Below are 22,944 nucleotides of genomic sequence, written 5' to 3' on the forward strand. Positions count from 1 at the left end.
AAAATTAAATCGTCGGTCATGACCGACGATTTAAGTGATCAATACATTTCTTTGAATCAAAAGACTCAGATTCTCCATGACTCACATACCCAAGCTGATTCGAAACACATTGAGTATTTCCTATTATCCTGTCTATGTTACGATGAGAATGACCATAAATCCAATAATCTATTCGGCTATAAGCAATGAAGTTCCCCAGCTCTGCTGTGAAAGCACCGTTTATCGGACTTCCCTTGAAATCCGGAGACACCAGTTGAAATGATGGAACATGATGCGTTGCCACAACAATATGCTTTGCCTGGCTCTCACTAACAGCCTTTTCGATGAAAGCACGGCACTTAGCATGCTCTTGATTAAACCGTTCACTATTTATCACAACGCCACAATCCTTAATACGGTAGAAATCATTTACTCTGCGCTCGGTTGAAAAAGCATCCTGCGGCTCTATATATCCCCATAGTGTAGAAACGATGAGGTCTGTATCATCCGAAAGATGTATTACTGCATTATAATAGCATTTGATATTGTGCCGAATTTCCATGCACCATCCATCATGGAGTTGCCCCAAGTCATAACCCAAATAAAACTCATGATTACCTGGTATTACTATTACTTCCTTGAAATTCTCTGAAGCCCAATCCCAGAATGGATGCTTGACAAAGCCTTCATCATCTAAATAGCCAGTATCTCCAGCTAACACCAGGATGTCAGCAACTGGCTGAAGAGGATGAGTCTCCAAATACAGGGTATTCTCCATGAATTCCAAATGCAAATCTGAAGCATATTGTATCTTAACCATGACTACAACATTGATTTCTTAAGTTGTTCTATAATCTGCAGGCTTGTCACATTGCCAAGACCTGCTGACTTGATGAAATCGGCATTAGGCAAATCCTGCATGATAGCATCACAAAAGTCACAAACATCAGTTTTTAATGTATTGGGCAGTTCATATCTACTTGCTGGAGTAAGCATTGCTGCAAGACGAAAAACATCTTTCTTATGCTTTGCAATATGCTTGCTATCAACACTTTCACCTTTAGCTTTTCTTTGACTCAAATCCAAGAAAGCCTTGCTTTTCAAACAGATAAGACTCTCGATGTTGGCGATATGCACGCCATCTTCCTGCAAGCTATGTTCTATCGTGAAACGATAATAGTCTTCATCCATGAGTATTGCCGATAAACTTGAAAGGTCTTCATCCACTGGAATCGGTGTAATACGAGCCTCCTCTGGGAAATTCATCAAGCCAAGACTTCGTGAAAAGAGTTCAACCTGATATGGGAAAGCAGAATTAGCAGGCTTCATGAAGCGGAAATATTCATGTTTGGGCTCAACATTCTCATTAACACCCTTGTTTCGCTGCTCATAATTGCCCTTCTTTACAAACTCCCAGAATTTGGCTACAAACTCAGCCGACAAAGCTTCAACCACTAAGATAATGTCAATATCCTTAGTAGCACGAGGTACCTGAGCATACAAATCCTCATGGATTTCGCATGCCGTACCACCTATTATAACATAATTGTCCTCAAAACCTTTGAAGAACTCCTTGAATGTATCTATTCCTCTTACCATGACATTTCATTTATCAATCGTTCTAACTCTATTTGTATTCGCTCATCTTCATTGTCTTTCAATGACAGATAAAGCGAGAGCTTATCAACTACTCCTTCTGTACTTAACATTTTGGGATTATACTTCCAAACTTGGATTTCATTTTCTCCGAACTGCTTGTCGGTTGCGACGGCCAAAATTTTCAGTTCTTTCTTTGTAACAGCCCAACACTGCCTTGATTCTTCATTAAGCATCGTGTAGGAAGCCAGTGCATTCACCCCACTTATCTGTTGTCCTTCAAGTATAGCATCCGTATAGTAAAGCTGCTCTATCGGAGAGACTAACATTGGCAATGCTTTATTCCAAAGTTCCCTATTGCTTATATCAATTTGCACCGTCTTTGTCTTTACTCCTTCCAACTTAATCAGATCTTTGGAGACAAGCCAGCGCAATGATTTGTTTGCTGTCGCATAAGAAACGCCAAACTTATCGCTCAGTCCATAACCAGTTGTCCCAACAATGGATTCAATCTGCAAATGATAAAGCAACAAACATTGGGCAAAGGGAGGAATGGTTTCTTTCAAATCCAAGCCCACCTTTCTGTCTGGCTGGATGTCAAGCAAAAGAGATGGCAGGAACATTTGCCTGTTGGGGATAACAAAGTTAACTTTTTGTGCCACCAATCTTACCTTATTATAAGATGAAATGCATGGAGTGATTAATACGACGAAGAGCTGTGTCTGTCGATGTATAATATCCAATTGCTTCTTCAACTGGGCAGGTGGTACTGAGTCACCATCCTTTAGGTAAGCCATCAAAATGTGCTGCCCCAAAATACATCCTTTATAAAAAGAGAACCTGGAAGAAACATTCATAGGGATTCCTTCCAACAAATCTTTATCTGCTGGTTCCAAAGCTACTTTTTCGCCCAACATATTGCCGAAATATGCAGCTGTTTCATCTATATAATATTTAATATTGCACATAATATCGCCACTAATATTACGTGCAAATATAATGATTATATTCTGAATATCAAAACATTCTATTGAATAAATAAGTTTTTTTAAGATAATTATGGGGAGTTTACTCATCACGAGCAAACTCCCCTTGATGTATGAGAGAAGAATTTTAGTGCTTTTACTCAAAAGCTACATTCAGTATATATTATGTATATATGTGTACATGTATTCACGTATTCATGAATACACGTTTTAGCCTATTTCAGCAAAACAACGGTTGTGAAGCGGTTTGCCTCATTCGCCGCATATTTGTCGATTCCGCCTAAGTTGTAGGCTTTGATCTGGCTTTTATCTACACCTCGCTTGATGAGTGCCTTGGCTATGAACTTGGCACGTCGCTTACCCAAATCCTGGTTGCCGGACTGAGTGCCAGTAGCACTATCGGCTGCACCGGATATTTTAATCTTCAGATTTTCCTGCTTGGCCATCTTCGCAATGTCGTCGAGGTTCACGAGTTGTGACTTGTCAACCAGTTTGTCGGAGTTGAGTTTGAAGAAGAAATACACCGGAACACCAATGCTTACTTTCAAGTGGTCAGAAGATGAAAGGGAATCTGGGCGATAGCCATCTGCATGACCTGCCATGTTGCCATCACCGCTGCCCATTACACCCTGCTTGCTTTTGCCATTCATCGAGAGTCGGGCACGGAGGGAGTTGAGACCACTGTAGCTGTTTTTCGGATAGACGGTCTTGCCATCATCATTTCCTGCAAGTCGCTTTTCCAGATGAGCATTCCTATCCCTCATGTAGGCTATGTAGTCCTGAAGGGCGAGATTCTGCTCGATGTAAGGAGTAGCATCCACTACTCGCTTCCACCCCGTCTTGCCTATCGTGAAGGACAGACCGGCTGAAACGGAAAGCATGTTGTCACCGAACTTGGTAGAAGTTCCGATGCCGTCAAAGTTCCTGGCGGTCAGCATTCCTCTCACCTCTCCTACGAGATGAACACGGTCGCTGATGCGGTAACGGGCTTCCACGCCATAGGTGAAAGCAAACGGATGACTGCCACTTGAACCGCCCTGGCAGGTACAGTTGTTGATCCAGTCGGAATTATGAATCATGCCGACACCTACGAAGGGAATCACATCCCAAAGAGGGATTCCGCTTTCGTTCTGACGGATGCCGGACGTGATGTTGTACAGAAAGTCTGCATGGACAAACTGATACTTCATCGTATGGAACTCTGCGTTCTTAAAGCTGAGTCCCTGAAATCCTATTCGTCCACCGATTGCGGGCGTGAACCATTTGCCGACTCCTATCTGCAAGAGAGGAGTGACACGGTCGAACACGTCACCGCAACCAATGGGCGTCCCAAGAAAAGCTGAAGCCCCGCCCTTTGCTTCTATAAACCAATTTCTACCCCAGTTGGCTGCTTCGCTTACATGCTTGAGATATGTAGGATTCACAGGCATGAGCATCTGCTCCTGACTGTATGATTTCTGGATATAAAGACTGTCAGAACTCTGTCCGGCAGTTTGTGCCGAAGCTGTCATTGCAGCCAGGCACATCATTGCTATTGAAAATATTTTCTTTCTCATGTTGTTGTCTTTGATGATTGATTACTTGCGTAACAAATGAGCATGGTGTTACATCTTCTTTCTTCTTCCGACGGACGGAGCGCACATTTTGCGTGCCATTGCCAGGCATCTTCTTGCCCACTCCCTATCGTCTTCGTCTGGCCGTTTCCCCCATCCAGAGCCTGGACTGCCGCCTCCACCTCCATGCGTCTGTGCGATGGTCGTGGCATCATCCACGAAACCGCACACGAGGTTCAAGGCTACCTTGACGACATGGTTTCCGTCTTCAGCCAACTGACAGAGAAGCGTGCCGTCGAAGTCGAGTTTCACGCTGTCGGGAAGATTCGGGAAGCGAATGGCAAACTCATGTGCCATGGTGTCGAGCATCACTCCGTTGAGATGGTAGCTCATGTTGTGAGCCCAGGAAAGTTCAGACTGGTTGGCTTTGTCTTCCAGTTCACTTGCCTGCCTCTCAATCTCTTCCTTGTCCTTGCGGAGGGTGTCAAGCAACTGGTTGGTCTCTGAAAGTTTCTTCTCCTTGTCTGCCAGTTTATCTTCCACCAAAGCCTTCTGCTGTTCAAGACTCTGAATCTTACGGGCGATGTCGGCACTGATGTTGTCGCTATTAGCTTGCAAGGCTCTCAGCGGTTTGAGTTCTGCTTCAAGGCGGTTGATTTCTGGCTTCAGATTCTCGATCATGGAGGTGAAGGATTTCTGCTTCTTCTGGGCGATGGAGAGTTCCATATTCAGATCTTCGAGGGCTTTCCGGGTGTTCAGCATCTGGGCTTCGAGCGTCACGCACTCGTTGGCAAGCCATCGTCGATACTCTTCCGTTGAACGATGACGTGCTCCAGTCTCTGCTATCGACACCCCTCTTGTGAGTCCCCATTTTTCATTGACCTTGGCCAGTTCATCGTGCAGGGCAAGAAGATAGTTCTTGTAATCTATACGGTTCTGACCATGAAAGATTTTCTTGAAGGCGAACTTTTTATCCTTATCAATAGGCAGAAGAGCACAGTGGACATGCGGATTTTTCTCATCGCAGTGGACGATGAAGGAGACGATGTTTTCCTCTCCATATTTATCTGCCACAAAGTGGTAGATATCCTGTGCCCACTTTTCTATTTCTGGCATTCGCTGGATATGCTCATTACCACCCTTGCTTTCAAAATCTACCTTCTGATTGCCAAAGGCAAGCTCTCGCATACGTTCCGTTGAACCTCCAAAGATGAAATTCACCACGGTTCGGAAACGTGGTTCTGCCAGTCCTTCGTTGGGGTCTTTGATGCCACGTGAGGCGAGATTTTCTGCCATGCGTCTGGTAAGCGGACGGCTCTTGTCTATCGGGGCGACAATGCCACCTGGACGGATCTCGAAGTTGAGATGCTCACGGCTACGGTCGTAGTTGCCTTCACGCATGGCCTGGTTCCATCCCTTCTCCGTCCAGTCTCTCAACTCTTCGTTGCCTACCGAAGCGAGACCTTTGGTAACCTTGATGTCCATGACCTGTTTTGATAATGTTCCCATATCGTATTTTTTTCTATAGTCCTTACTCCAGGAGCCTTTTTCAGTCTTGGCAACACAAGGAAATCTGACCCAGCTTGCTGTTTATCTGGTCAGCCCTCCCGACTACTTTTGTAGGTCGGGGTATTAGGCTTCCCAAGACTGAAAAAAAGTGGCACGTGCAAGCACGCTGCCTCACGTTGCTTGAAATCATTCAGCGATGTGCTAACGGGCGTCCTGATCGCCATCAGCGTGCCTCGCATGGAATAAAGGGAATATGACTGTTGTTTTTAATCGTCGGAAGATTCCGCAGGTGCTACCTTTCCGGATGGCTCCCTGGCCTCAGTAAGAGGACGAGGGGGATTCATACAGTAGTTGGATGCGGAGCCGGAGATGTAGTGCTCGAAGATGCAATCCAGAAGTACTATCTCCGCTTTCGAATATCGGGTGGGCACTTCGTCCATATAACTCGGCTTGGTGTTGACACTGATGGCTTTAGCCAGAATGCCAAGAGAATCGATTACTTTGTGCCAGTCCCAGACGTGGTCTTTTCCGAAGAGTAGGCTCACAGAATCTGATAGCTCCTCAGGCAGTTCTTTCTCCTGATTGAGATAACGGAGAATGGAAACTGCCAGTGAATCAAACACCTGGGCCTGCTGGTTGAGTACACGCCTGGCAGGAATGCCCCCATATCCTTCCTGCTTGGCCATGTTCATCTTCAAGTCGTAATAACGGCTGTAGGAATCGGCCACTTCCTTGGCAGTGGATCTGCCTTTGATGAAGCGGATGAACTGCATGGCGCAGAAGTCGAGGATGTCGTCCGGACTCTCGATAAGAAGAGAGAGACGTTGCTCCAGATTGACAGAGAAGATGAAGCTCTTGGAGTATGGCTCTACGGAAAGCTGACCAAGTTTGGTGAGCCCGGAGATAAACTGGCGAACCGTGGCACGCTGCCATTGCCACTGACGGCCAAGTTCGGAAATGGTGGCAACGAACTGACCGGGCAACAGTTGGAGTGCTCCGTCGGTTCCCGGAGACTGATAGGCTCCTGAGGATGCTTTCGAAAGCAGGTCGCAGTAGGCTTCCAGCTTGCTGTAACGTTCCTCTGCTTTCGGCTTCAGAAACTCCAGCAACGAACGGTCAACACCTCTGCATCTGTCTGCTTCGGGAGTCTGTTGATTGGGGTGATGAGTCATTTGAGTCATTTTTGATTTTGGAATGTTGAGCAAGTGGATATGATTCTGTGCCAGTTGCAGGTGGCACCTAATAGTAATTTCTGATAATCAGCGCAAGCAGATCCTTCGGGTTGTTGATGGCCTCAGAATGGCTCTTCAGCTGAAGAACTCTTTCAGATGGATAGAAGACTGCTGCCACACTGATAGTAAAGAGGAACAGAGATATGCTGTTCATATAAGGTAAGGCGTAGCAAACCATCGAGAGCAGCAAGGTGGCGAACCACAGCTTTTTCCTCTCATGCAAAAGATGGAAGGTGCTTTCTGCAATTTTCTTGTTGAGCAATACCAGGGTCAGGAGCGTTGACACTACGACAGAGAGATTGGGAGCCGTGACATGGCAACACCAGTTGATGAAGATAAGCATCAGCACGACCAGATAGGCATAGAGATTTCTTGCACTCTGAAACATGGCCATCTTCCACATAAACCGCTTCATGAATCCATATTCCTTCCTGTAAAGACAGAAAAACGCTGTCAGCAGGAGGAACGGAAAGGCAAACCGGATGAGGGTTAATATCTGTATCATATATTCCTTTATTTTACTTGTTATTACCTTTGTCGAGTGATTCAAGTCGCTCGGCAATTCTGTTATTTAACTGGATGTTGTAACTGGGTGACATCTGGTCTATGGTCGGGTCTTTCGCCAGTTCTTCATCTGCTTCTATAAGAAGACGGAGATAGAGATCCACATTGGAATTGTGGTCTAACTTCTCTGTGGACATGGCTGCAGTCGATTTGCCATGAGGCTCTATCGGGAGCATCGTATCAGGGTCGATGTCATCAGGAAGCTGATAAGCCGTCTGAATGCTTCGCATCACGAAGATGCAGAAGACTATCATCAGTCCGACAATCGCCTTGGCCATGATGTTTAAATCAAAGAGCATCAGAACAAGCACCATTACCAGGATGGCTATTATATAGAATGTATATACTTTTCGTTTAGTACTCATAATCGCTTAATTCAAGTTTGACGATTCCGAAGGATGCTTTCTCTATAATGTATTCGACATCACGCTGGGTGAGAGTGCCCTTCTCTACTCTACCCTTGGCGCTCGGATCTTTTCTACAAAGAGCTGCCAGACCCTGGTTCAAGTCGTATTCATTGATTTTCCAGGTTCGCTTCTTTCTGAAAGAGTAATGATCTCTGTAACTCTGGAGCGAAAGTCCCTTGTAAAACAGGGTCTTCAACACCCCATCCTGCAGGATTCTCATCTCTACCAGCAGTTCCGTATCTTTAACTATTATCCATGTTCTGTATCTTTGTATGATGTCTGCAATCAGGTAATACGTCTTCTTGTTCATCTAGAGACCGCAGTTGAAATCATTCATGATCTGTACGTGTTCTCGCTTAGCCCGGAACGTGCCGCGACGCTCGTGCAGACGGAGGTCTTCAAAAAGATCTGCCGACATGAGTTCGATGGAGTTGTAAATTGTCACATTCAACTCGTGGATGAGTCCATCGGCGGAAGTCTTGCAGTTGATCTTGAACATCCTTTCGGTGACCGGATAGCAGTAGGCGCAGCATTCATGTCCGAACACCGTATGGACTGATGGCTCCAGATGGTAGAGAATGGCAAGGTCGGCATTCATTTCGAACATATCAATCACCTTGTCTATAGGTTGTGGAATATGCACTTCGTAGGGAAGAATGGCATAATCTTCGTATGCCTTTATCTCGCCAATCCAATAATTGTCAATCAGCTCTGGCAACAGCATGGGGCCGGATGCCTTGAATTTGTAGATAGCTTCCTGTAACATGATAATGAAAGATTAGAGGGTTGATATGTAAAGACGCATCAGCTGGGCTGGAATCTTGTTGGACACTTCCTTGTTGACAAGGTGCTTGCCTTCAAGTCTCGTGATGATGGCAGGATAATCCTTGGCGATGTCCGTCATCAGCTGAGCCTGCTCCGGGGTGAGCATGGCAATGGCCAGCGCATCCATCGAGAGATAGGGCTGCAATATCATCCAGAGATAGGCGTTGGCTTGCATGGCATCTTTGATTTTTCCTTGCTTCAAAACGTCACGGCAAACCTGGGCGTTGAGAATCAGACGGCGGTCTGTTCGCATCGACATGAGGACGAGGGTCTCAGAAGCTGGCAGCTTATTCCTGGAAGCAGACTTGTAGATGGCTGAGCAGATGTCTGCCGTATGGTTGGTGATTTCCGTCATTCCAATGGATGAGCATTCGTCGATATGGGCGAGGAACGTACGGAAATGGCGGTCTTCCTCATGCAGGAACGCCACGAGTTCCTTTCTGGACTTGATGCCATGCGACTTAGTGCTCAGCAGGAATTTGGAGTAGTTGGCCAAGGCTCTGTGAACTTCCAGGTCATAGGCAGCCGATTTGTCCAATGTGGCGAAGAACTTTAAGGCATTTTCCTTCAGAGAGCCGAGTTCCTTGTTGTCCTTATATAAAGAGGTGTGGAGCTTCACATAAGCCACATCACTCAAAGTACAGTTACCAGTCATCCCCAGAAGTTCTGTGCGGATGGAGTCTGAAATCAGATCATACTTCATGGAAAGCCCACTGTGCGCATTGAACGAAGGATCCTTCCTGATGTAGTTCAAGACGGTATCTCCATACTCGCGCCACTGGTTGATGTAGTCTGCAAGATGCTCTGCATCAGAGTCTGAATGCCCTTTCATAGTTTGAAAGAAAGCCTGGTATTGTTTCAAGGCATCTTCAGAAGACTTGAAATCATATTGACGACTTCCACTGCATGAGGTGATCATGAGTAAGGCACATAAAAAAAGCAAGTGAAAGAATAAACTCTTCTGAGTCGTTTTTCTTTCACTTGCTTTACTTTCTTTCATTTGGTTTTTGAGACCTGTTGCAGAAGAGTTACCGAGGTAACCGACAAAACTGTTCAACTGTACTGTATTCCCATTATCCATTGGCATGTAATTGAAAATTTTGCGTGCAAAGATACAGATAAAATTCCACATTAACGACACTACAATCAGACTTTATGTTATTTTATGTTTCATACTCTTTGCAGTATGATTCTTGAAGATGTGCTCCTATTTTATAAATTAGGTTAAATCAAGTCTGCTGAACCAACAAAAACAGGCAGTATGAATCCATTTCTGAATATAATTTGTATCTTTGCAGAAGAATCGTGCCTGAGCAGGTGTTATCCTGCCGTAAAAAGGCGCATAACTATCAAGTTATCAGTCAATAAAACATTTTGATATGGCAAAAGTAGGCTACATCATGGCTACATCCCAGTATGACAAACTGGAAGAAGACCGCAAATGGATGAACGAGTTCGGTTGTGTAAGAATCATCGAAGAAAGTGATGATAACGAACGCCACAGACCGCTGTGGAAACAACTGATGGCAGCATTGCAAAGAGGCGATGAACTCGTGATTCCGAAATTTTCCAACGCCTTGCGTGGCAGTCGTGAACTGGCAATATTCCTGGAATTCTGCCGGGTCAAGGTCATTCGCATCATCAGCATCCACGACCGGATTGACTCCAGCAACATCCTGTTTCCGGAAACCAAGCCATCTGACGTATTGGTAATGATGGGTTCCCTGCCCGACGAAGTCCTTGCTCTCAGGAAATCTGCAGAGCATGTGATAAAACTTCAGGAGAAGATGATTGTGTCCCTGCCTCCTGTTTCTGCCAGCAAGATGCAGAAACTCGACAGAGAGAAGACTGTAGTGAACCTCTATGTTGCCGGACATCCGATAGATGAAATCTGGAGAGCCAGCGGATTCAGAAGCAGAAGTTCCATATTCCGCATTCTCAACAAGAACGGAATCAAGCTGAATAGAGGCAACCACTCCGGACCTATCAAGAAAAGAGACACAAAGTAAACAAGACATTGAAGATTAGAGCATGAAGAAGATATTATTCCTACACGGATTCTTCGCTACGGGCAGCTGTCCGATGGCGAGAGCCTTGAAAGAGGCGTTTGAGGGGACGGCGGTGGTGCTGACTCCCGACCTCCCTTTGCACCCCAAGGAGGCACTGAAGGAGATTCGCTCCACCATCGACCGGGAGCAGCCCGACTTGCTTCTGGGCAACAGCTGCGGCTCTTTCCTCGCCCAAATGCTGGCTCCTGTGGTGGGCATTCCTGCCCTGCTCGGCAATCCGTATTTCATGATGACGGAGTTTCTGAAGGAGCGAATCGGCGAGCATGAATACAAGGCGCCGAGAAGGGACGGCAATCAGCAGCTGGTGATTGACGAGGCGCTGATAGAGGAGTTTGCAGAGCTGGAAGCCGTGCAATTTGACCATTGCAACCCCTATTATAAAAATCGTGTGTGGGGACTTTTTGGTGAGCAGGACACCCTGGCTCACTTCTCCCCTCTCTTCCTGCAGCATTACAACCAAGCCTTCCATTTCCCTGGCGGTCATACGCCTACTGAGCAGGAGGTGAAGACCTGGTACGCTCCCCTCGCCCAGAAAATGCTGATGGAGTTTTCAGCAAAGGAAGAAAGATATTTCCAGCACTTTAAGGGTGGCAAATACAGGTTCATCCATTCTGCCTTCGACTCTGGGACTCAGGAGCGCATGGTGGTTTATCAGGCTCTCTATGGAGACCAAGCCTATTGGGTAAGACCGGAAGATATGTTCTTCGGGAAAGTAACAAGGGACGGCAGAACTTTCAATCGTTTCACGGAAATAGACAAATAATTATGGAGACATTCAATAATGTAATAAACAGTGGCCAGCTTGTTCTGGTCGATTTCTTTGCCACCTGGTGCCAACCTTGCAAGGCGATGCACCCCATTCTGGAGCAGGTGAAGAGTGTATTGGGCGACCGCATCCGAATCATCAAGGTGGATGTGGACAAGTACGGCGTAACAGCAAGCCAATACCGCATCCAATCCGTGCCTACGCTGATGCTTTTCCGAAACGGAGAAAGTATTGTGGCGCACAAGCGGTGTGGTAGATAAAGCCGAACTGCTGGCTACGCTTGATCCATTCTTGATATAAAAGATGAAAAGAATAATCTTATGCGCATAATAGGAAACTTACTTTGGTGGCTCTTCGGAGGTCTCGAAGCTGCCATCGGTTATTTCACCGGAAGTCTGGCTCTTGCATGTACCATCATCGGCATTCCCTTTGCGATACAGACATTCAAGATTGGCCTGCTCTGCTTATGGCCTTTTGGCTCTACAGTAAGAGAATCGAATAGTCCAACTGGTTGCATTCGCATTCCGCTGAATTTACTCTGGCTGATTTTCGGGGGATTGTGGGCTTGCATCATGCATCTGTTCTTCGGCTTTCTCTTATGTATAACGATCATCGGCATTCCTTGGGGAAAACAGCATTTCAAGATGGCCGGGCTTTCGCTCGCACCATTCGGAAAGGATGTGGAGTTGGGATTTTAAAGTGATACAGATTGCGCAGATGACGTATTTGTACATAACAGACTCGGAGTATGTAGTCTGATTTCTGCATCAAAGTTTAACGGTCTGACTAAGCGACTTGTTAAAATAGCCAAAAATAGAACAGAAAAACAAATAAAAGTTCGTTTTCTATTCCAATTTTTACTATTTTTGCACCATGATAATGGATTTAGAACATATAGGTAACATACCAGTCAGTACTTCAGCTATAGCTTCATTGTTTACAAATATTGAAGCAGGGAATCAGAAAGTACGCAGTCTTGAGGCGGCTCATAAAATTATCCGACTCAAGAAGGGGCTTTATGTGGTAGCCCCAAATGTGTCTCGTGTTGCTCTATCCACAGAACTGATAGCCAATCATCTTTATGCCCCTTCGTATGTGTCAATGCAGACAGCATTACGTTATTATGGATTAATACCAGAAGCTGTTTACACTACTCAGTCTATGACACTAAAGCACTCCCGTAGTTTTGATACTCCTGTCGGGCGTTTTGAGTATAAGAACATGTCAAGAGAAGCCTTTTCAATAGGGATTACAAGCATCAACATGCAGAGTTACGCCTTTCTGATGGCAACACCAGAAAAAGCGCTCTGTGACTTAATCGCAAATTCTCCGAAGGTTAATTTACGTTACCAGAAGGATGTAGAGAACTATCTGGAGGAGGACATCCGAATGGAAATAGATGATTTCAGAAATATGGACATAAGTATATTTGAACGATATGCTCAGGTTGGAAAAAAGTCTAAATCCATAGAAACTCTAATTAAATATTTAAGGAAATGAACACAAACGAGATATTCAATCAAATGCTTTCGAGCTATGACATAACGACCGAGCTGCAAAAGCGCAATGCTATCTTTGAAGTCAACCAGCAGATTATTCTTTCTGGTCTTTACAATGGTGGCTTTTTCAACGAGGCAGCTTTCTATGGTGGAACATGTCTACGTATATTCCATGGATTGCATCGTTTCTCTGAGGATATGGATTTTTCCCTGCTTGCTCCGAATGAAAACTTTGATTTTACACATTATTTTCAGCCCATCATTGACCAATTCGCTATGGTAGGTAGAGAGGTTGAAATCAGAAAGAAGGACAAAAAGAACTTTGGAAAAGTGGAGTCTGCCTTTCTGAAAGACAACACAGATGTATATGACATTACATTCCAAACTGAGAAATCTGTCAAGATCAAGATTGAAGTTGATACTCAACCTCCTTTGAAATTCCAAACAGAACAGAAGTTGCTTCTGCTCCCCCAATCTTTCATGACACGATGTTTCACTTTGCCAGCCCTCTTTGCAGGAAAGATGCATGCACTGGTGTATCGTGCCTGGAAGAACAGAGTCAAGGGACGTGATTGGTATGACTTCGAATGGTATGTTCGCCACAATGTTCCTCTTGACTTTACTCACTTGTGCGAAAGAGCCTTACAGTTCAATCACGAAGAGCTTGACAAGGAGACGTTCCTTCAAAAACTGAATGAAAGACTTGCCACGGCAGACATGAATCAAATAAAGGCAGACGTATTGCCTTTTGTCAGGAATCCCAAAGAGTTGGATATTTGGTCGAATGACTATTTTATGGAACTTGCAAAAATGATCAGATTTGAATGAAAGAAACATTTAGAAAACATCTGGGTAGACCATTTTACAGGCAATCCTGCATCGGGAAGAGTCATGGAGAAATGCGGTTTCTCTGACACCGGAATGCTGAACAGATGCAGCCAGCTTGTGGGTGGCGACAAGGATATTGTCAAAGTGTTTAAGTACACAGGATAAAATATAAAATGAACATGAATTTTCCAGAAATATATTCAGCAACAGGCATGATGGAGCTGATTCAGAAAATCGGCTTCCTCCCCCTCCTCGACAGCGGCATTGAAGGATTCTCTGCCGAAGACATCGTGGCGGAGGATTGCGGTTACGTAAGACTTCCTGAAGGCGGTTGGGACTGGCCATTATGGAAATGGAAGGGCGAGATTGTGCAGGAAATGCCGTGTATGTACGGAAAGTTCTTCAACAAGAAAGCGGGATTCATCAGCCAGGAATGGTGGCCGGACTTCTGTAACTATAGAAGAAGCAAATACCCCCGTCCGGATGAATAATCGATAGAAGGAGCCATTCTCTGCACGCTTCAATCTACCGGCAGTCTCATCACGAGAGAACTTCGAGCTGCCTGTGGTTTTACCGGCAACCGACGCACGAAGCAAGAGCAGAGTGAAGCTTGCTTCAACACTGCCTTGCAAGAAGGAGGAAGACCGAAGGTCAAGGGAATGAGAAGCAAGTTTGACGGTTATCTCACCCGACTGGAAATGGCGACTTACATCGTGACCGAGGATTTCATCTACCCTCGCGACAAGCACAATCATGAATATGGCTGGGGGTGGTCGTTGCTCAATACTCCCGAAGATCTCTATGGCAGAGAGGCTTGCCAATGCAACCGTACTCCCCTGGAATCTTACCAGAGGATTTTCGAGCATCTGAAAGAAATCCTGCCTGACGCTTCGGATAAACAGATTATCAAATTAATAGGATAAAAATGACTTTACTTCAAGAAAGACTGTTCGCCATGCAGGATAAGCAGTATGCTGCTTTCCAAGCCAAACTGACACCGGGAGTGCCTGGGGAGAGTTTCATAGGCATACGTGTGCCTGTGCTTCGCAAGTTCGCAAAAGAGTTTACAAAGGAGACAGAATGCAAGGAATTCCTGCATCAGCTTCCTCACGAATACTACGATGAGAACATGCTTCACGGTCTCCTCATTTCTGAGGTGAAGGACTACGAGGAATGCATCCGTCTTACCGACAACTTCCTGCCATTCGTGGACAACTGGGCGGTTTGTGACATCATGTCTCCGAAGGTGTTTGCCAAACACAAAGAGGAGCTGTTGGCGAAGATCAAGGCTTGGAGTAATTCATTGCATGTTTATACTTGTCGCTTTGGAATAGAGACACTTATATCTCATTACCTGGATAAAGACTTCAAGACAGAATATCTTGAAATTCCTGCATCAGTAAGGAGCGAAGAGTATTACGTAAAGATGATGGTTGCCTGGTTCTTCGCCACCGCCCTTGCCAAGCAATGGGACACAACAATTCCCTACATCGAGCAAAACCGTCTTGCTCCCTGGACGCACAACAAGACCATCCAGAAGGCCATCGATAGCTACAGAATCACGCCTGAGCAGAAGGATTATCTGCGGACATTGAAGATAAAATAATTATGACACAAGATACTTCTACATATTACGTTTGGATAGGTGGCTCATGTGATTATGGCCATAAAGAGCGAGCTGGTGGTGCTGCCGTTGTGATTGAGCATAACGGAAGCATCATCAGCCGTGATGTAATCAGCGACCTACACACCACAGAGTTCCGCATGATGCTAACCCTCATGATCAAGGTAATGCAGAAAATCCCGGAAGGTTCCGACATTCTCTTCCTGACAAACGCTGCCTATATTCAGAACTTTGACAAGGCTCCAACATCAAAGTCTGCCAACCCGGACTTGATTATTCAATGCATCGAGGAAAAGAAAAGGCACAACTCTGTCGGGGTCAAAATCGTGCAATATCACAAAAGCCCATTGCTGATAGAGACCCATGACATGGCTACGGAAGCAATGGCAAAGACAAGGAAGGAATTTCATCAGAAGCCGTAATAAACTTTCTCCTTAAACTTTCAGGCAAGATTTGCGTCTAATTCTTAGATGGTGTTTAGAAATCCATCACAACTTAGGTATTGTAAATTTTTAATTTGTAGCTTATGAAAAGAATTTTTCGAAAATTGATGATTGCCATTTGCTGCATGGTTTCATGCAATATGGTGGCGAATGCGGGCAACGACAAGCCTATTTCTGTAAATGCACTTCCTGTCAAGGCTCAGACCTTGCTCAGTAATCATTTCAATGGTCAGAAGGTGATGCTTGCTACGATTGAGTCTGGTGTTGTCAGCAGAAGCTTTGATGTTGTTCTGCAGAATGGCACGAAGCTGGAGTTCGACAAAAAGGGAAATCTTACTGAGATTGACTGCAAGCAGGGAATCGTGCCAGCCCAGCTGATTCCGCAAGCCATCAAGAACTACTTGAAGAATAATTATGCAGGACAATCGGTGAAAAAGATTGAAATAAATAAGAATGAATACGAGGTGGAACTGACTAATGGATTGGATTTGACCTTCAACAAGCATTTCCAATTAATAGATATTGACTGATAAGCAGTTATATAAAAAAGTTACGGAGACAATTCATATTCTCCGTAACTTTTTACATTTTCATCCCATTTGTTTTTGGGAGCATTTCACTCATATTCATTTCCGGTCATGGTCATTTCCGGTCATTTTCATTCCCTATTGCCTACTTATTCTTCAGATAATAAGTAATTCCACGTTTCACATTTTCCTTTACGGCTTTGCTGGAGTAAGTAGCTCCTGTAACACCGTCTATTTGGGCAGAAGCAGCCTTGCTGGCTTTCATGCCATTCCATTTGTTGAGCAAACCCTGTTTTACTTTATTGAAGTAGTTGGGAGTCTCCCTGTTGGCAAGCGGCTTGATTTCTACAATTTTACCTTTCTTGATATAGATAGAAAGAGGGGTGTTGCCACGAAATCCTTTTACGTCTTTACACAGCGTGGTGGTGTTGACGATGTAAGTACCATCAGCTTCCTTGGTCATGACTTCAGAATGAGTACTTTTGGCTGTTGCAATCATGCTGTTAGCCATTCCCATGCTTAGCATGGCTGCTAAAATCAAAGTTATTTTCTTCATCGTATTCCGTTTGTAATCTTCTTGGTGTCCCACTTATCCTTTGGCTGCTCCGGTTCATCAGGATAACCGATGATGATGCCATTCAACGGAATCAGATTTCCCGGAAGATTCAATGTTCTTGAAATGCCGTTCACTTTCTTCTGGATAGGATAGATTGTTGTCCAGCAGGCACCCAATCCCATGGCATGAGCAGCCAGGAGAATGTTTTCGGAAACGGCTGACAGATCCTGTACCCAAAGTTCCTTGCCCTGACCTTCAGCCATACGGGTGGTGTCAGCGCAGACGAAGATGAAGAGCGGAGTCTTCTTGATGTCCTCTGCATGAAACTTGTTGGATTCTGCATATTTCTCGATGTCCCGTTGATCCTTCAGAACCACGAAGTGCCACGGTTGCATGTTGCCCGATGTAGGTGCAGCCATACCGGCACGGAGCAAGGCTTCTATCTTGGCCTCCTCTACTGGTTGCTGTTTGAATTTTCTTACGCTCGTGCGGGTCATGATATTCTCCATCACCGCCTTTGCACCAGCATTGTCCTTCACTGCTTCCTGGATGCTGCCAGGAAGTGTAGTCTGTGCTTCTGCCGAAGCAAAGCCCATAGCCGCCAAGGCGACTACGAGCATTTTATTGAGTTTATACATATGGTAAATAAGTTTTTGAAAATACAATATGATTCATTATTTAAGAATTGTAATAGCCTTGAGCAAGTCACCATTGCCGAAGGTCATGAATGGAGTTGCTACACCTGTAGTTGCATCTATCTTATAGATAGTTGGAGTAACGGTAGAAGCACTCTCGGCACGGCTAACGCTCTTTTCAGCATGATTCCAGCTTCCACCAGAACCGCTTCCTGAACCACCATTCATGCTTGTAGGTGCAGCCACTGGCAGGTAATAAGCATCAGCATAACCGTCGCCCCAGCCAAAGGATACGGCAGAGGCATCTGGAAGTCCACTTACCCATGTCAATGTCTTGGCTTCCATATCCACTACCGCCATCTTGCCAGAAGCATCCATGTTGCCATACTTGTTCTTGTCGAGATAGAATTCCAGAAGGAACTTGCTGCCACTGATGTGGAATACCTTGCGGAAACGGTAGCCGTCTGACGCAGCAAAGATATTGAACTGATAGTTCTTATCAAACTCAGTCTCACCCTTCCTGATGCGGAGAGCACCCACCTTGCCGTCAGTGGCACTGGAACCTGAGAATACATAGACATTGCCTTTGTCATCGGCTCCGCTCTGAGTGTAGCGAACAGAACGCATGGCTCCAACTGATGTGCCGATGCGATTATCATAAATCATCTTCTTGACGTTCAGGCTATAGTCGCAGATGGCAACAGCGGCAGAATCACGATTGCTGTAGTTTACGACCATTGCCACCTGGTTGTCGCCCATATCCACGATGTTTGAGGTGTTAGGGTTTACCTCATCGATGGCATACTGGGCAAGACCTACGGCGATGTTGTTGCCTGCACCGTTCTTATCTACAACCATAGAGTATGGCTGACTGATTTGGGCTGCATACGAATAGGTGCCAAACGTTCCTGTATTACCGAAAGCGGAAACCAGGACAGGTGAACCAACTTCTACCACCTTGCCATTCTCTACCTGATAACTGCGAAGACCAGCCTTCAAGCTTCCGATACCTTCGGCAGAAGCACCACGGGCATAGATGTAGCCCGTAAAGATGCCCGTAGTCTTGTTGTAGGTTACCTGGGTGAAACTGTCATAACACTTCACTGCATCTGCAGCACCATACAAGTTTTCTCCATTCTTGGCTGTTGAAAGGTCATTATAAACCTTCATATAGACTCCACCGGTAAGGTCGGTAGCAGGGTCGCCTGAAGTTACGATAAAACTCATCTCTTTCGGGTCGATGACAGAAGCACCACTACCCTGCTCATTGTTGTTATCATCAGAGCAAGATGTGAATGTCATGCATGATGTAAGCGCCATGAGTGCAGCTGAAAAGAAAAATTTCTTCATAATTCTCTTTTTTTTACTTGTAAATATGCTTGTTAATTAATAAATTCAGTTCAACTTTCCGAGTGTTCTGATTTCAGTCGCACCCTTGATGCTGATTCCCTTGGTTGCCACTCCCGTTTCAGGATTCACCTGATAGATGGCCGCATCTTGTCCAAACTGGGTGATAGGAAGATAGATGACTCCATCTGCATACATCGGAACGCCACCTGTCTCTGCACCCGATGTGATGAGATTCCTCGCAGGGATTCCACTGAGCCAGGTGAATTTCTTGGTAGCCATGTCAACGATGGCAAACTGGTGTCCGGCTGTAATGGTACTGATATTCTTCTCGTTGTAGATTTCGAGCAGGAACTTGCTGTCTGTTATGTACCAAACACGGCGGAACTTGTAGCCATCGGCTGGAGTCTGGATGTCGAAATAATAATCCTTGTCAAATTCCTCAGCTCCCTTGTTGATGCGAAGGGCACCAGCCTTGCGGGTAGTAGCCGTATTGAATGCGTTGGAGAAGACATACACCGTGCCATCGTTGGTCTTGAATACTTCGTGGAGAACCTGAGAGCGATACTGTCCGGCAGCATAGCTGATTCGGTCGTCACGATAAACCTTCAGTACGTTCAGGTCTTTATCCATCTTTGCTACCCATACACTGTCAGGATATTTCACATCACCTATGCTGGAGCCATCGCCTGTTCCCGTCTGGTGGAATGCTGATTGAACCATGGCGGTGAGGAAAGTTCCGTCGCCATTGTCGATGATGCTGGAGAAGGTAACCTGCTGACCATTTCCGGTAATATCTTCCGTCCAGATGGTCTTGGTATGATCGAGCTTCACTCCATCGCTTGTGATGTTCCAGAAGGCAAAGGTGGCTCCGTCGTTTCGCTTGCCATCGGCAGAAACCTGTCCGCCTACGCTGGTAAGTAACTGACCGTTGAAGAAGCCATAGTTGGAGAAGCGGGTATCGATGCGGAACTCACCCAGCTTCGAGAACTGCGATTCATCCGATGTCCAGCGCAATCCATATCCCAGACCGGCAAACTGCTGCTGGTAAACCATGCCGATAGCATCGTGGTTGTTGAATACCCAGGTATATTCCGTCTGTGGCAATTCCATGATGTTGTTTCTGATGTCAAGATTGCCAGCAGTCAGACTGTTGGTCTGCATGATGTATTCCGTTCCATTGTCCGTCTTTACGGCAATGAAGTAAGAACCCTTTCCGTTCTTCACAGCTTCCTCAGAACCTGAACCCGAAGATGAACCTCCTCCATTTTCGTTTTCCGAACCACTATCTGCACCCAGAGGGTCTTCACTGCTGCCACAGCTGGTAAGAGCGCAACTCATTCCGAAAAGGCACAAGAATAGCCCTGTCACTGCCATTCCCGACAGTGATAAATAAGTCTTTTTCATTCTTTAAACGTATGTTACTGATTAATTATAATATATTCTGAATCAATATTTTCCAAAGATAACGCCAGCTCTATTGCTTATAAAATACATAGCGGAACTTGATGCTGAAACTGCGACCCGGCTTCTGAAGACTATAATTGTCATAGAGCAATGCATTGGTAAAGTTGTTTGCCTCCAGCGACACGTTGTATTTTCCGCCTTGTATTGCATAAACCAGGTTTGCATCATGGCTCAACTGCTCAGGCACATAGAGCTTGGCTCCTTCGCTTGCCCATGAGCGGAAGAACTTGTGTACGTATCTCATATCCCATCCTATGGTGAGTCGGTTTGCCTTGCCAAGCACATGCTTGAAAGTATAGCTTGCGTCAGCTCCGCCAAAGGTGTAAGGCAGGTTGGGAACACGGTCGCCATAGGTTACCGATTCAGCTCCGATACTGTTGAGTCGCTCGCGGTCGCGGGTGTTCTGCATGGAGAAGTTTCCACCGATACTTGCCACATCTTTATAATAGTAATGCAAGCCCAGATCCATTCCCATTCCCAGCACCTTGCCGTGGTTGGTACTTACGGCTACACCCTTCTGACCGATGGTTCGGATGATGTAATCTGTAACATAGCGATAGTTGAAACCTGCATCTATACTCAGAGTATGCACATCATTGAATGTGTGCTGATAGCCCAGGTTGAGATTCACATTGTCGCTCTTCTCCGGGCGGAGCGTAGCATTGCCATCCTCATAATCTCCATCACCAAAGAGCTCACGGTCGGTGGGCAGACGATAGGTTCGCTCATACGACAGTTTTACCTGCAAGTCTTTGTTTAACAGGAAGTAAGTACCTGCCACACCATAGCCCAATGCGTCTGTAGAACGTTCCTGCTCCTGATAGTCGGCGCGTCCGGAAGAAGCGATATTCACAGGGCCTCTTACATGCGAATCGTAGTACTTCAGGAAAGCAACCAGATTCCAATGCTGGTTGGGGATAAACTTGTAGGATACTCCCAAGGTGTTCTTGGCATTGATGCGGCGCATGAAGGTGGCTGCAGAACTCTGAACACTATTGGAGGCAGCATTGGTTGTACGACGGCGATAATGGGTATAGGTATCGTTGAGCGTAAAGAAATGCTGGTCGCCAAGATGATAGGTCAGGTTGGCAACGGTAGCCAGGGTGTAGCCCTTGAATTCGGCAAGCGTAGGAACTCCCTCGCCCTGATAGGCATTCACCTTATACTCACCCGTCCAGCTATAGGTGCGGCTGAGCGTATCCACATTATTGGTCTTCACCATGTCGTAACGTGCCGACAATCGGAAGTTCAAACCTGGGATAGCAAGATTTCGCTTCTCGTAGAGCAGCGAGGGAGTCCATCCTTGCGCTGTGCGATACTTGCCGCCAAACACGATTTTCATCAGGTTGGCGTTCTGTATCTGTGCATATTCATGGCTATAGTTCAAGCCGAAAACGAGCTTGTCGGCCCATTTCTTATCTACCACACCCAGCTGGAAGATAACAGCCTCGTTGTGGTATCTGTCGTGAAACCGGCGGAACCATGCCTCGTCGTTACTTACCGCATTGGTCTCCAAATCAGTCCATTGCGTCTTTACCTTATAGTCGTTGTCTGAATAATTCTGATAGGCGTTCAGACGGAGCATAAGCCCCGATCTGCCCGTCCATCCTAGAGAGAGATTACTACGATGTGTGTTGAACGAACCATAGCTATAGCTGGCGTCAACATATGTGTGCGGAGAGTGGTCGGTTACGATATTGATGGCTCCTCCAAGGGCATCGCCGCCGAAATCTACGGGCACAACACCCTTATACACCTCGATGCGGTTGGCAAAGCTCGCAGGTATATTATTGATGCTGAAACTGGATGATGCACCATCCATGGGCACACCATCGATAAAGAGTTTCACGTGCTTGCCCGTAAAGCCATTCAGGTTGATGCTTACGCCAGAGCCAAGACCTCCATCCTCACGCACTTTCACGCCCGATACACGGTCGAGAACATGCGCCAGGTCGAGGTTGGTATTGCGCAGGCGACGTGTATCTACCGCCATGACATTGAATGCCGACGAGTTGACACGCTTCACCTGGTTGCCACGAACCACTACTTCGCCCAGATGCTGGGTTTGTTTTAACTTGTCACCATGCAGTTTCTTTCTGTAGTTATCCTGCTGATGTGACTTACTGAAATCATTTTTGAGGGAGTCTGAATCGTGCTGTGCCCATGCTGCCATCGTCATGATGATCATGCATAGAGCCAATACGCCCCTACGTATATAGTTGCTTCTTATCATATCAAAGTTATTTTCGTTTGATGGAAAATAATTTGTGGTACCATAAGGAGTAATTGTACGTCGGGCCTAGCACATTCTTTAGTGATATAAATACAAAAGGCAGTTACACCTTATTATATAATATGTTAGGAATGATATGGGCAATGACTGTTTCTCACTTATCCGTTGCTTTATTCCATGCTTTCCGGCAAAGCAGAATACGTATCATTCCGCATCATCCGAATTGCGGGTGCAAAGGTACGGCTTTTTCTGCAAATTCGCAATACCTAAAAATGATGATTTATACAGCAAGCATATAA

The 22,944-nt window shown here is 45.7% G+C and carries 24 protein-coding genes and 2 pseudogenes; 10 read left to right on the forward strand and 16 right to left on the reverse strand.

Annotated features, from left to right (window positions below; translation table 11 throughout):
- Nucleotides 1–16 precede the first annotated feature (16 nt).
- From ONT18_RS04640 to ONT18_RS04690, 11 genes are all read right to left on the reverse strand, one after another.
- Entirely contained in the window at nucleotides 17–799 is a 783-nt protein-coding gene (locus ONT18_RS04640) for a metallophosphoesterase (protein ID WP_144153317.1), read from the reverse strand.
- Between the two features lie 2 nt (nucleotides 800–801).
- Nucleotides 802–1,578, reverse strand: a complete 777-nt coding sequence (locus tag ONT18_RS04645; RefSeq protein ID WP_094880467.1) for a hypothetical protein — start codon at nucleotides 1,576–1,578, stop codon at nucleotides 802–804.
- Entirely contained in the window at nucleotides 1,572–2,654 is a 1,083-nt protein-coding gene (locus tag ONT18_RS04650; protein ID WP_144153319.1) for a hypothetical protein, read from the reverse strand. The genes ONT18_RS04645 and ONT18_RS04650 overlap by 7 nt, the downstream gene beginning before the upstream one ends.
- A gap of 122 nt (nucleotides 2,655–2,776) precedes the next feature.
- Entirely contained in the window at nucleotides 2,777–4,117 is a 1,341-nt protein-coding gene (locus ONT18_RS04655; protein WP_144153321.1) for an OmpA family protein, read from the reverse strand.
- A gap of 48 nt (nucleotides 4,118–4,165) precedes the next feature.
- On the reverse strand, nucleotides 4,166–5,623 hold the full coding sequence (gene mobV / locus ONT18_RS04660; RefSeq protein ID WP_264904356.1) for a MobV family relaxase: 1,458 nt from the start codon (nucleotides 5,621–5,623) through the stop codon (nucleotides 4,166–4,168).
- A 266-nt stretch (nucleotides 5,624–5,889) separates the two neighbouring features.
- Nucleotides 5,890–6,804 carry a hypothetical protein gene (locus tag ONT18_RS04665; RefSeq protein ID WP_264904357.1) on the reverse strand — a complete coding sequence of 305 codons (915 nt, stop codon included), beginning with the start codon at nucleotides 6,802–6,804 and terminating at the stop codon, nucleotides 5,890–5,892.
- Between the two features lie 58 nt (nucleotides 6,805–6,862).
- Nucleotides 6,863–7,360, reverse strand: coding sequence for a hypothetical protein (locus tag ONT18_RS04670; protein ID WP_264904358.1), 498 nt, complete (start codon nucleotides 7,358–7,360; stop codon nucleotides 6,863–6,865).
- Between the two features lie 13 nt (nucleotides 7,361–7,373).
- Entirely contained in the window at nucleotides 7,374–7,784 is a 411-nt protein-coding gene (locus ONT18_RS04675; protein WP_094880473.1) for a hypothetical protein, read from the reverse strand.
- On the reverse strand, nucleotides 7,774–8,136 hold the full coding sequence (locus ONT18_RS04680) for a hypothetical protein (protein WP_264904359.1): 363 nt from the start codon (nucleotides 8,134–8,136) through the stop codon (nucleotides 7,774–7,776). The genes ONT18_RS04675 and ONT18_RS04680 overlap by 11 nt, the downstream gene beginning before the upstream one ends.
- The gene (locus ONT18_RS04685; protein WP_094880475.1) at nucleotides 8,137–8,592 is read right to left on the reverse strand and encodes a hypothetical protein; all 456 of its coding nucleotides are present in this window, start codon (nucleotides 8,590–8,592) and stop codon (nucleotides 8,137–8,139) included.
- 12 nt (nucleotides 8,593–8,604) lie between these two features.
- A complete protein-coding gene (locus ONT18_RS04690; RefSeq protein ID WP_264904360.1) occupies nucleotides 8,605–9,483 on the reverse strand; it encodes a hypothetical protein in 879 nt (292 codons plus the stop codon).
- A gap of 547 nt (nucleotides 9,484–10,030) precedes the next feature.
- On the opposite strand from ONT18_RS04690, the gene ONT18_RS04695 reads away from it, so the two are divergent.
- From ONT18_RS04695 to ONT18_RS04740, 10 genes and pseudogenes are all read left to right on the forward strand, one after another.
- Nucleotides 10,031–10,660: a recombinase family protein gene (locus ONT18_RS04695; protein WP_264904361.1), complete on the forward strand. Its 630-nt coding sequence runs from the start codon at nucleotides 10,031–10,033 to the stop codon at nucleotides 10,658–10,660.
- 22 nt (nucleotides 10,661–10,682) lie between these two features.
- Nucleotides 10,683–11,483 carry a YqiA/YcfP family alpha/beta fold hydrolase gene (locus tag ONT18_RS04700; protein ID WP_264904362.1) on the forward strand — a complete coding sequence of 267 codons (801 nt, stop codon included), beginning with the start codon at nucleotides 10,683–10,685 and terminating at the stop codon, nucleotides 11,481–11,483.
- Between the two features lie 2 nt (nucleotides 11,484–11,485).
- Nucleotides 11,486–11,786, forward strand: a pseudogene (gene trxA, locus ONT18_RS04705) (thioredoxin).
- Between the two features lie 20 nt (nucleotides 11,787–11,806).
- Nucleotides 11,807–12,184, forward strand: coding sequence for a YccF domain-containing protein (locus ONT18_RS04710; RefSeq protein WP_203040493.1), 378 nt, complete (start codon nucleotides 11,807–11,809; stop codon nucleotides 12,182–12,184).
- A gap of 175 nt (nucleotides 12,185–12,359) precedes the next feature.
- A complete protein-coding gene (locus ONT18_RS04715; RefSeq protein ID WP_117728316.1) occupies nucleotides 12,360–12,986 on the forward strand; it encodes a type IV toxin-antitoxin system AbiEi family antitoxin domain-containing protein in 627 nt (208 codons plus the stop codon).
- Nucleotides 12,983–13,813 (forward strand): nucleotidyl transferase AbiEii/AbiGii toxin family protein, encoded by an 831-nt coding sequence (locus tag ONT18_RS04720; RefSeq protein ID WP_238405716.1) that lies wholly within the window; start codon nucleotides 12,983–12,985, stop codon nucleotides 13,811–13,813. Before ONT18_RS04715 ends, ONT18_RS04720 begins: the two co-directional genes overlap by 4 nt.
- 179 nt (nucleotides 13,814–13,992) lie before the next feature.
- A pseudogene (locus tag ONT18_RS17390) lies at nucleotides 13,993–14,736 on the forward strand (AlkZ-related protein).
- Between the two features lie 2 nt (nucleotides 14,737–14,738).
- Nucleotides 14,739–15,419: a DNA alkylation repair protein gene (locus tag ONT18_RS04730; RefSeq protein ID WP_264904363.1), complete on the forward strand. Its 681-nt coding sequence runs from the start codon at nucleotides 14,739–14,741 to the stop codon at nucleotides 15,417–15,419.
- 2 nt (nucleotides 15,420–15,421) lie between these two features.
- Nucleotides 15,422–15,859: a ribonuclease H gene (locus ONT18_RS04735; RefSeq protein WP_264904364.1), complete on the forward strand. Its 438-nt coding sequence runs from the start codon at nucleotides 15,422–15,424 to the stop codon at nucleotides 15,857–15,859.
- 104 nt (nucleotides 15,860–15,963) lie between these two features.
- Entirely contained in the window at nucleotides 15,964–16,410 is a 447-nt protein-coding gene (locus tag ONT18_RS04740) for a PepSY-like domain-containing protein (protein WP_264904365.1), read from the forward strand.
- Nucleotides 16,411–16,552: 142 nt separating this feature from the next.
- Here the strand turns inward: ONT18_RS04740 and ONT18_RS04745 are convergent, their stop codons facing one another.
- The 5 genes from ONT18_RS04745 to ONT18_RS04765 all read right to left on the reverse strand — a co-directional run bounded on the left by ONT18_RS04745 (nucleotide 16,553) and on the right by ONT18_RS04765 (nucleotide 22,645).
- Entirely contained in the window at nucleotides 16,553–16,963 is a 411-nt protein-coding gene (locus ONT18_RS04745) for an FMN-binding protein (RefSeq protein ID WP_264904366.1), read from the reverse strand.
- Nucleotides 16,960–17,601, reverse strand: a complete 642-nt coding sequence (locus ONT18_RS04750; protein WP_264904367.1) for a nitroreductase family protein — start codon at nucleotides 17,599–17,601, stop codon at nucleotides 16,960–16,962. Before ONT18_RS04750 ends, ONT18_RS04745 begins: the two co-directional genes overlap by 4 nt.
- Nucleotides 17,602–17,637: 36 nt before the next feature.
- Nucleotides 17,638–18,948: a DUF4374 domain-containing protein gene (locus ONT18_RS04755; RefSeq protein ID WP_264904368.1), complete on the reverse strand. Its 1,311-nt coding sequence runs from the start codon at nucleotides 18,946–18,948 to the stop codon at nucleotides 17,638–17,640.
- Between the two features lie 45 nt (nucleotides 18,949–18,993).
- The gene (locus ONT18_RS04760; protein ID WP_264904369.1) at nucleotides 18,994–20,352 is read right to left on the reverse strand and encodes a DUF4374 domain-containing protein; all 1,359 of its coding nucleotides are present in this window, start codon (nucleotides 20,350–20,352) and stop codon (nucleotides 18,994–18,996) included.
- A gap of 70 nt (nucleotides 20,353–20,422) precedes the next feature.
- Nucleotides 20,423–22,645, reverse strand: a complete 2,223-nt coding sequence (locus ONT18_RS04765) for a TonB-dependent receptor (RefSeq protein WP_264904370.1) — start codon at nucleotides 22,643–22,645, stop codon at nucleotides 20,423–20,425.
- Between the last annotated feature and the right edge of the window lie 299 nt (nucleotides 22,646–22,944).

It is taken from the genome of Segatella copri, from assembly GCF_026015295.1.
GTDB classification, from domain to species: Bacteria; Bacteroidota; Bacteroidia; order Bacteroidales; family Bacteroidaceae; genus Prevotella; species Prevotella copri_C.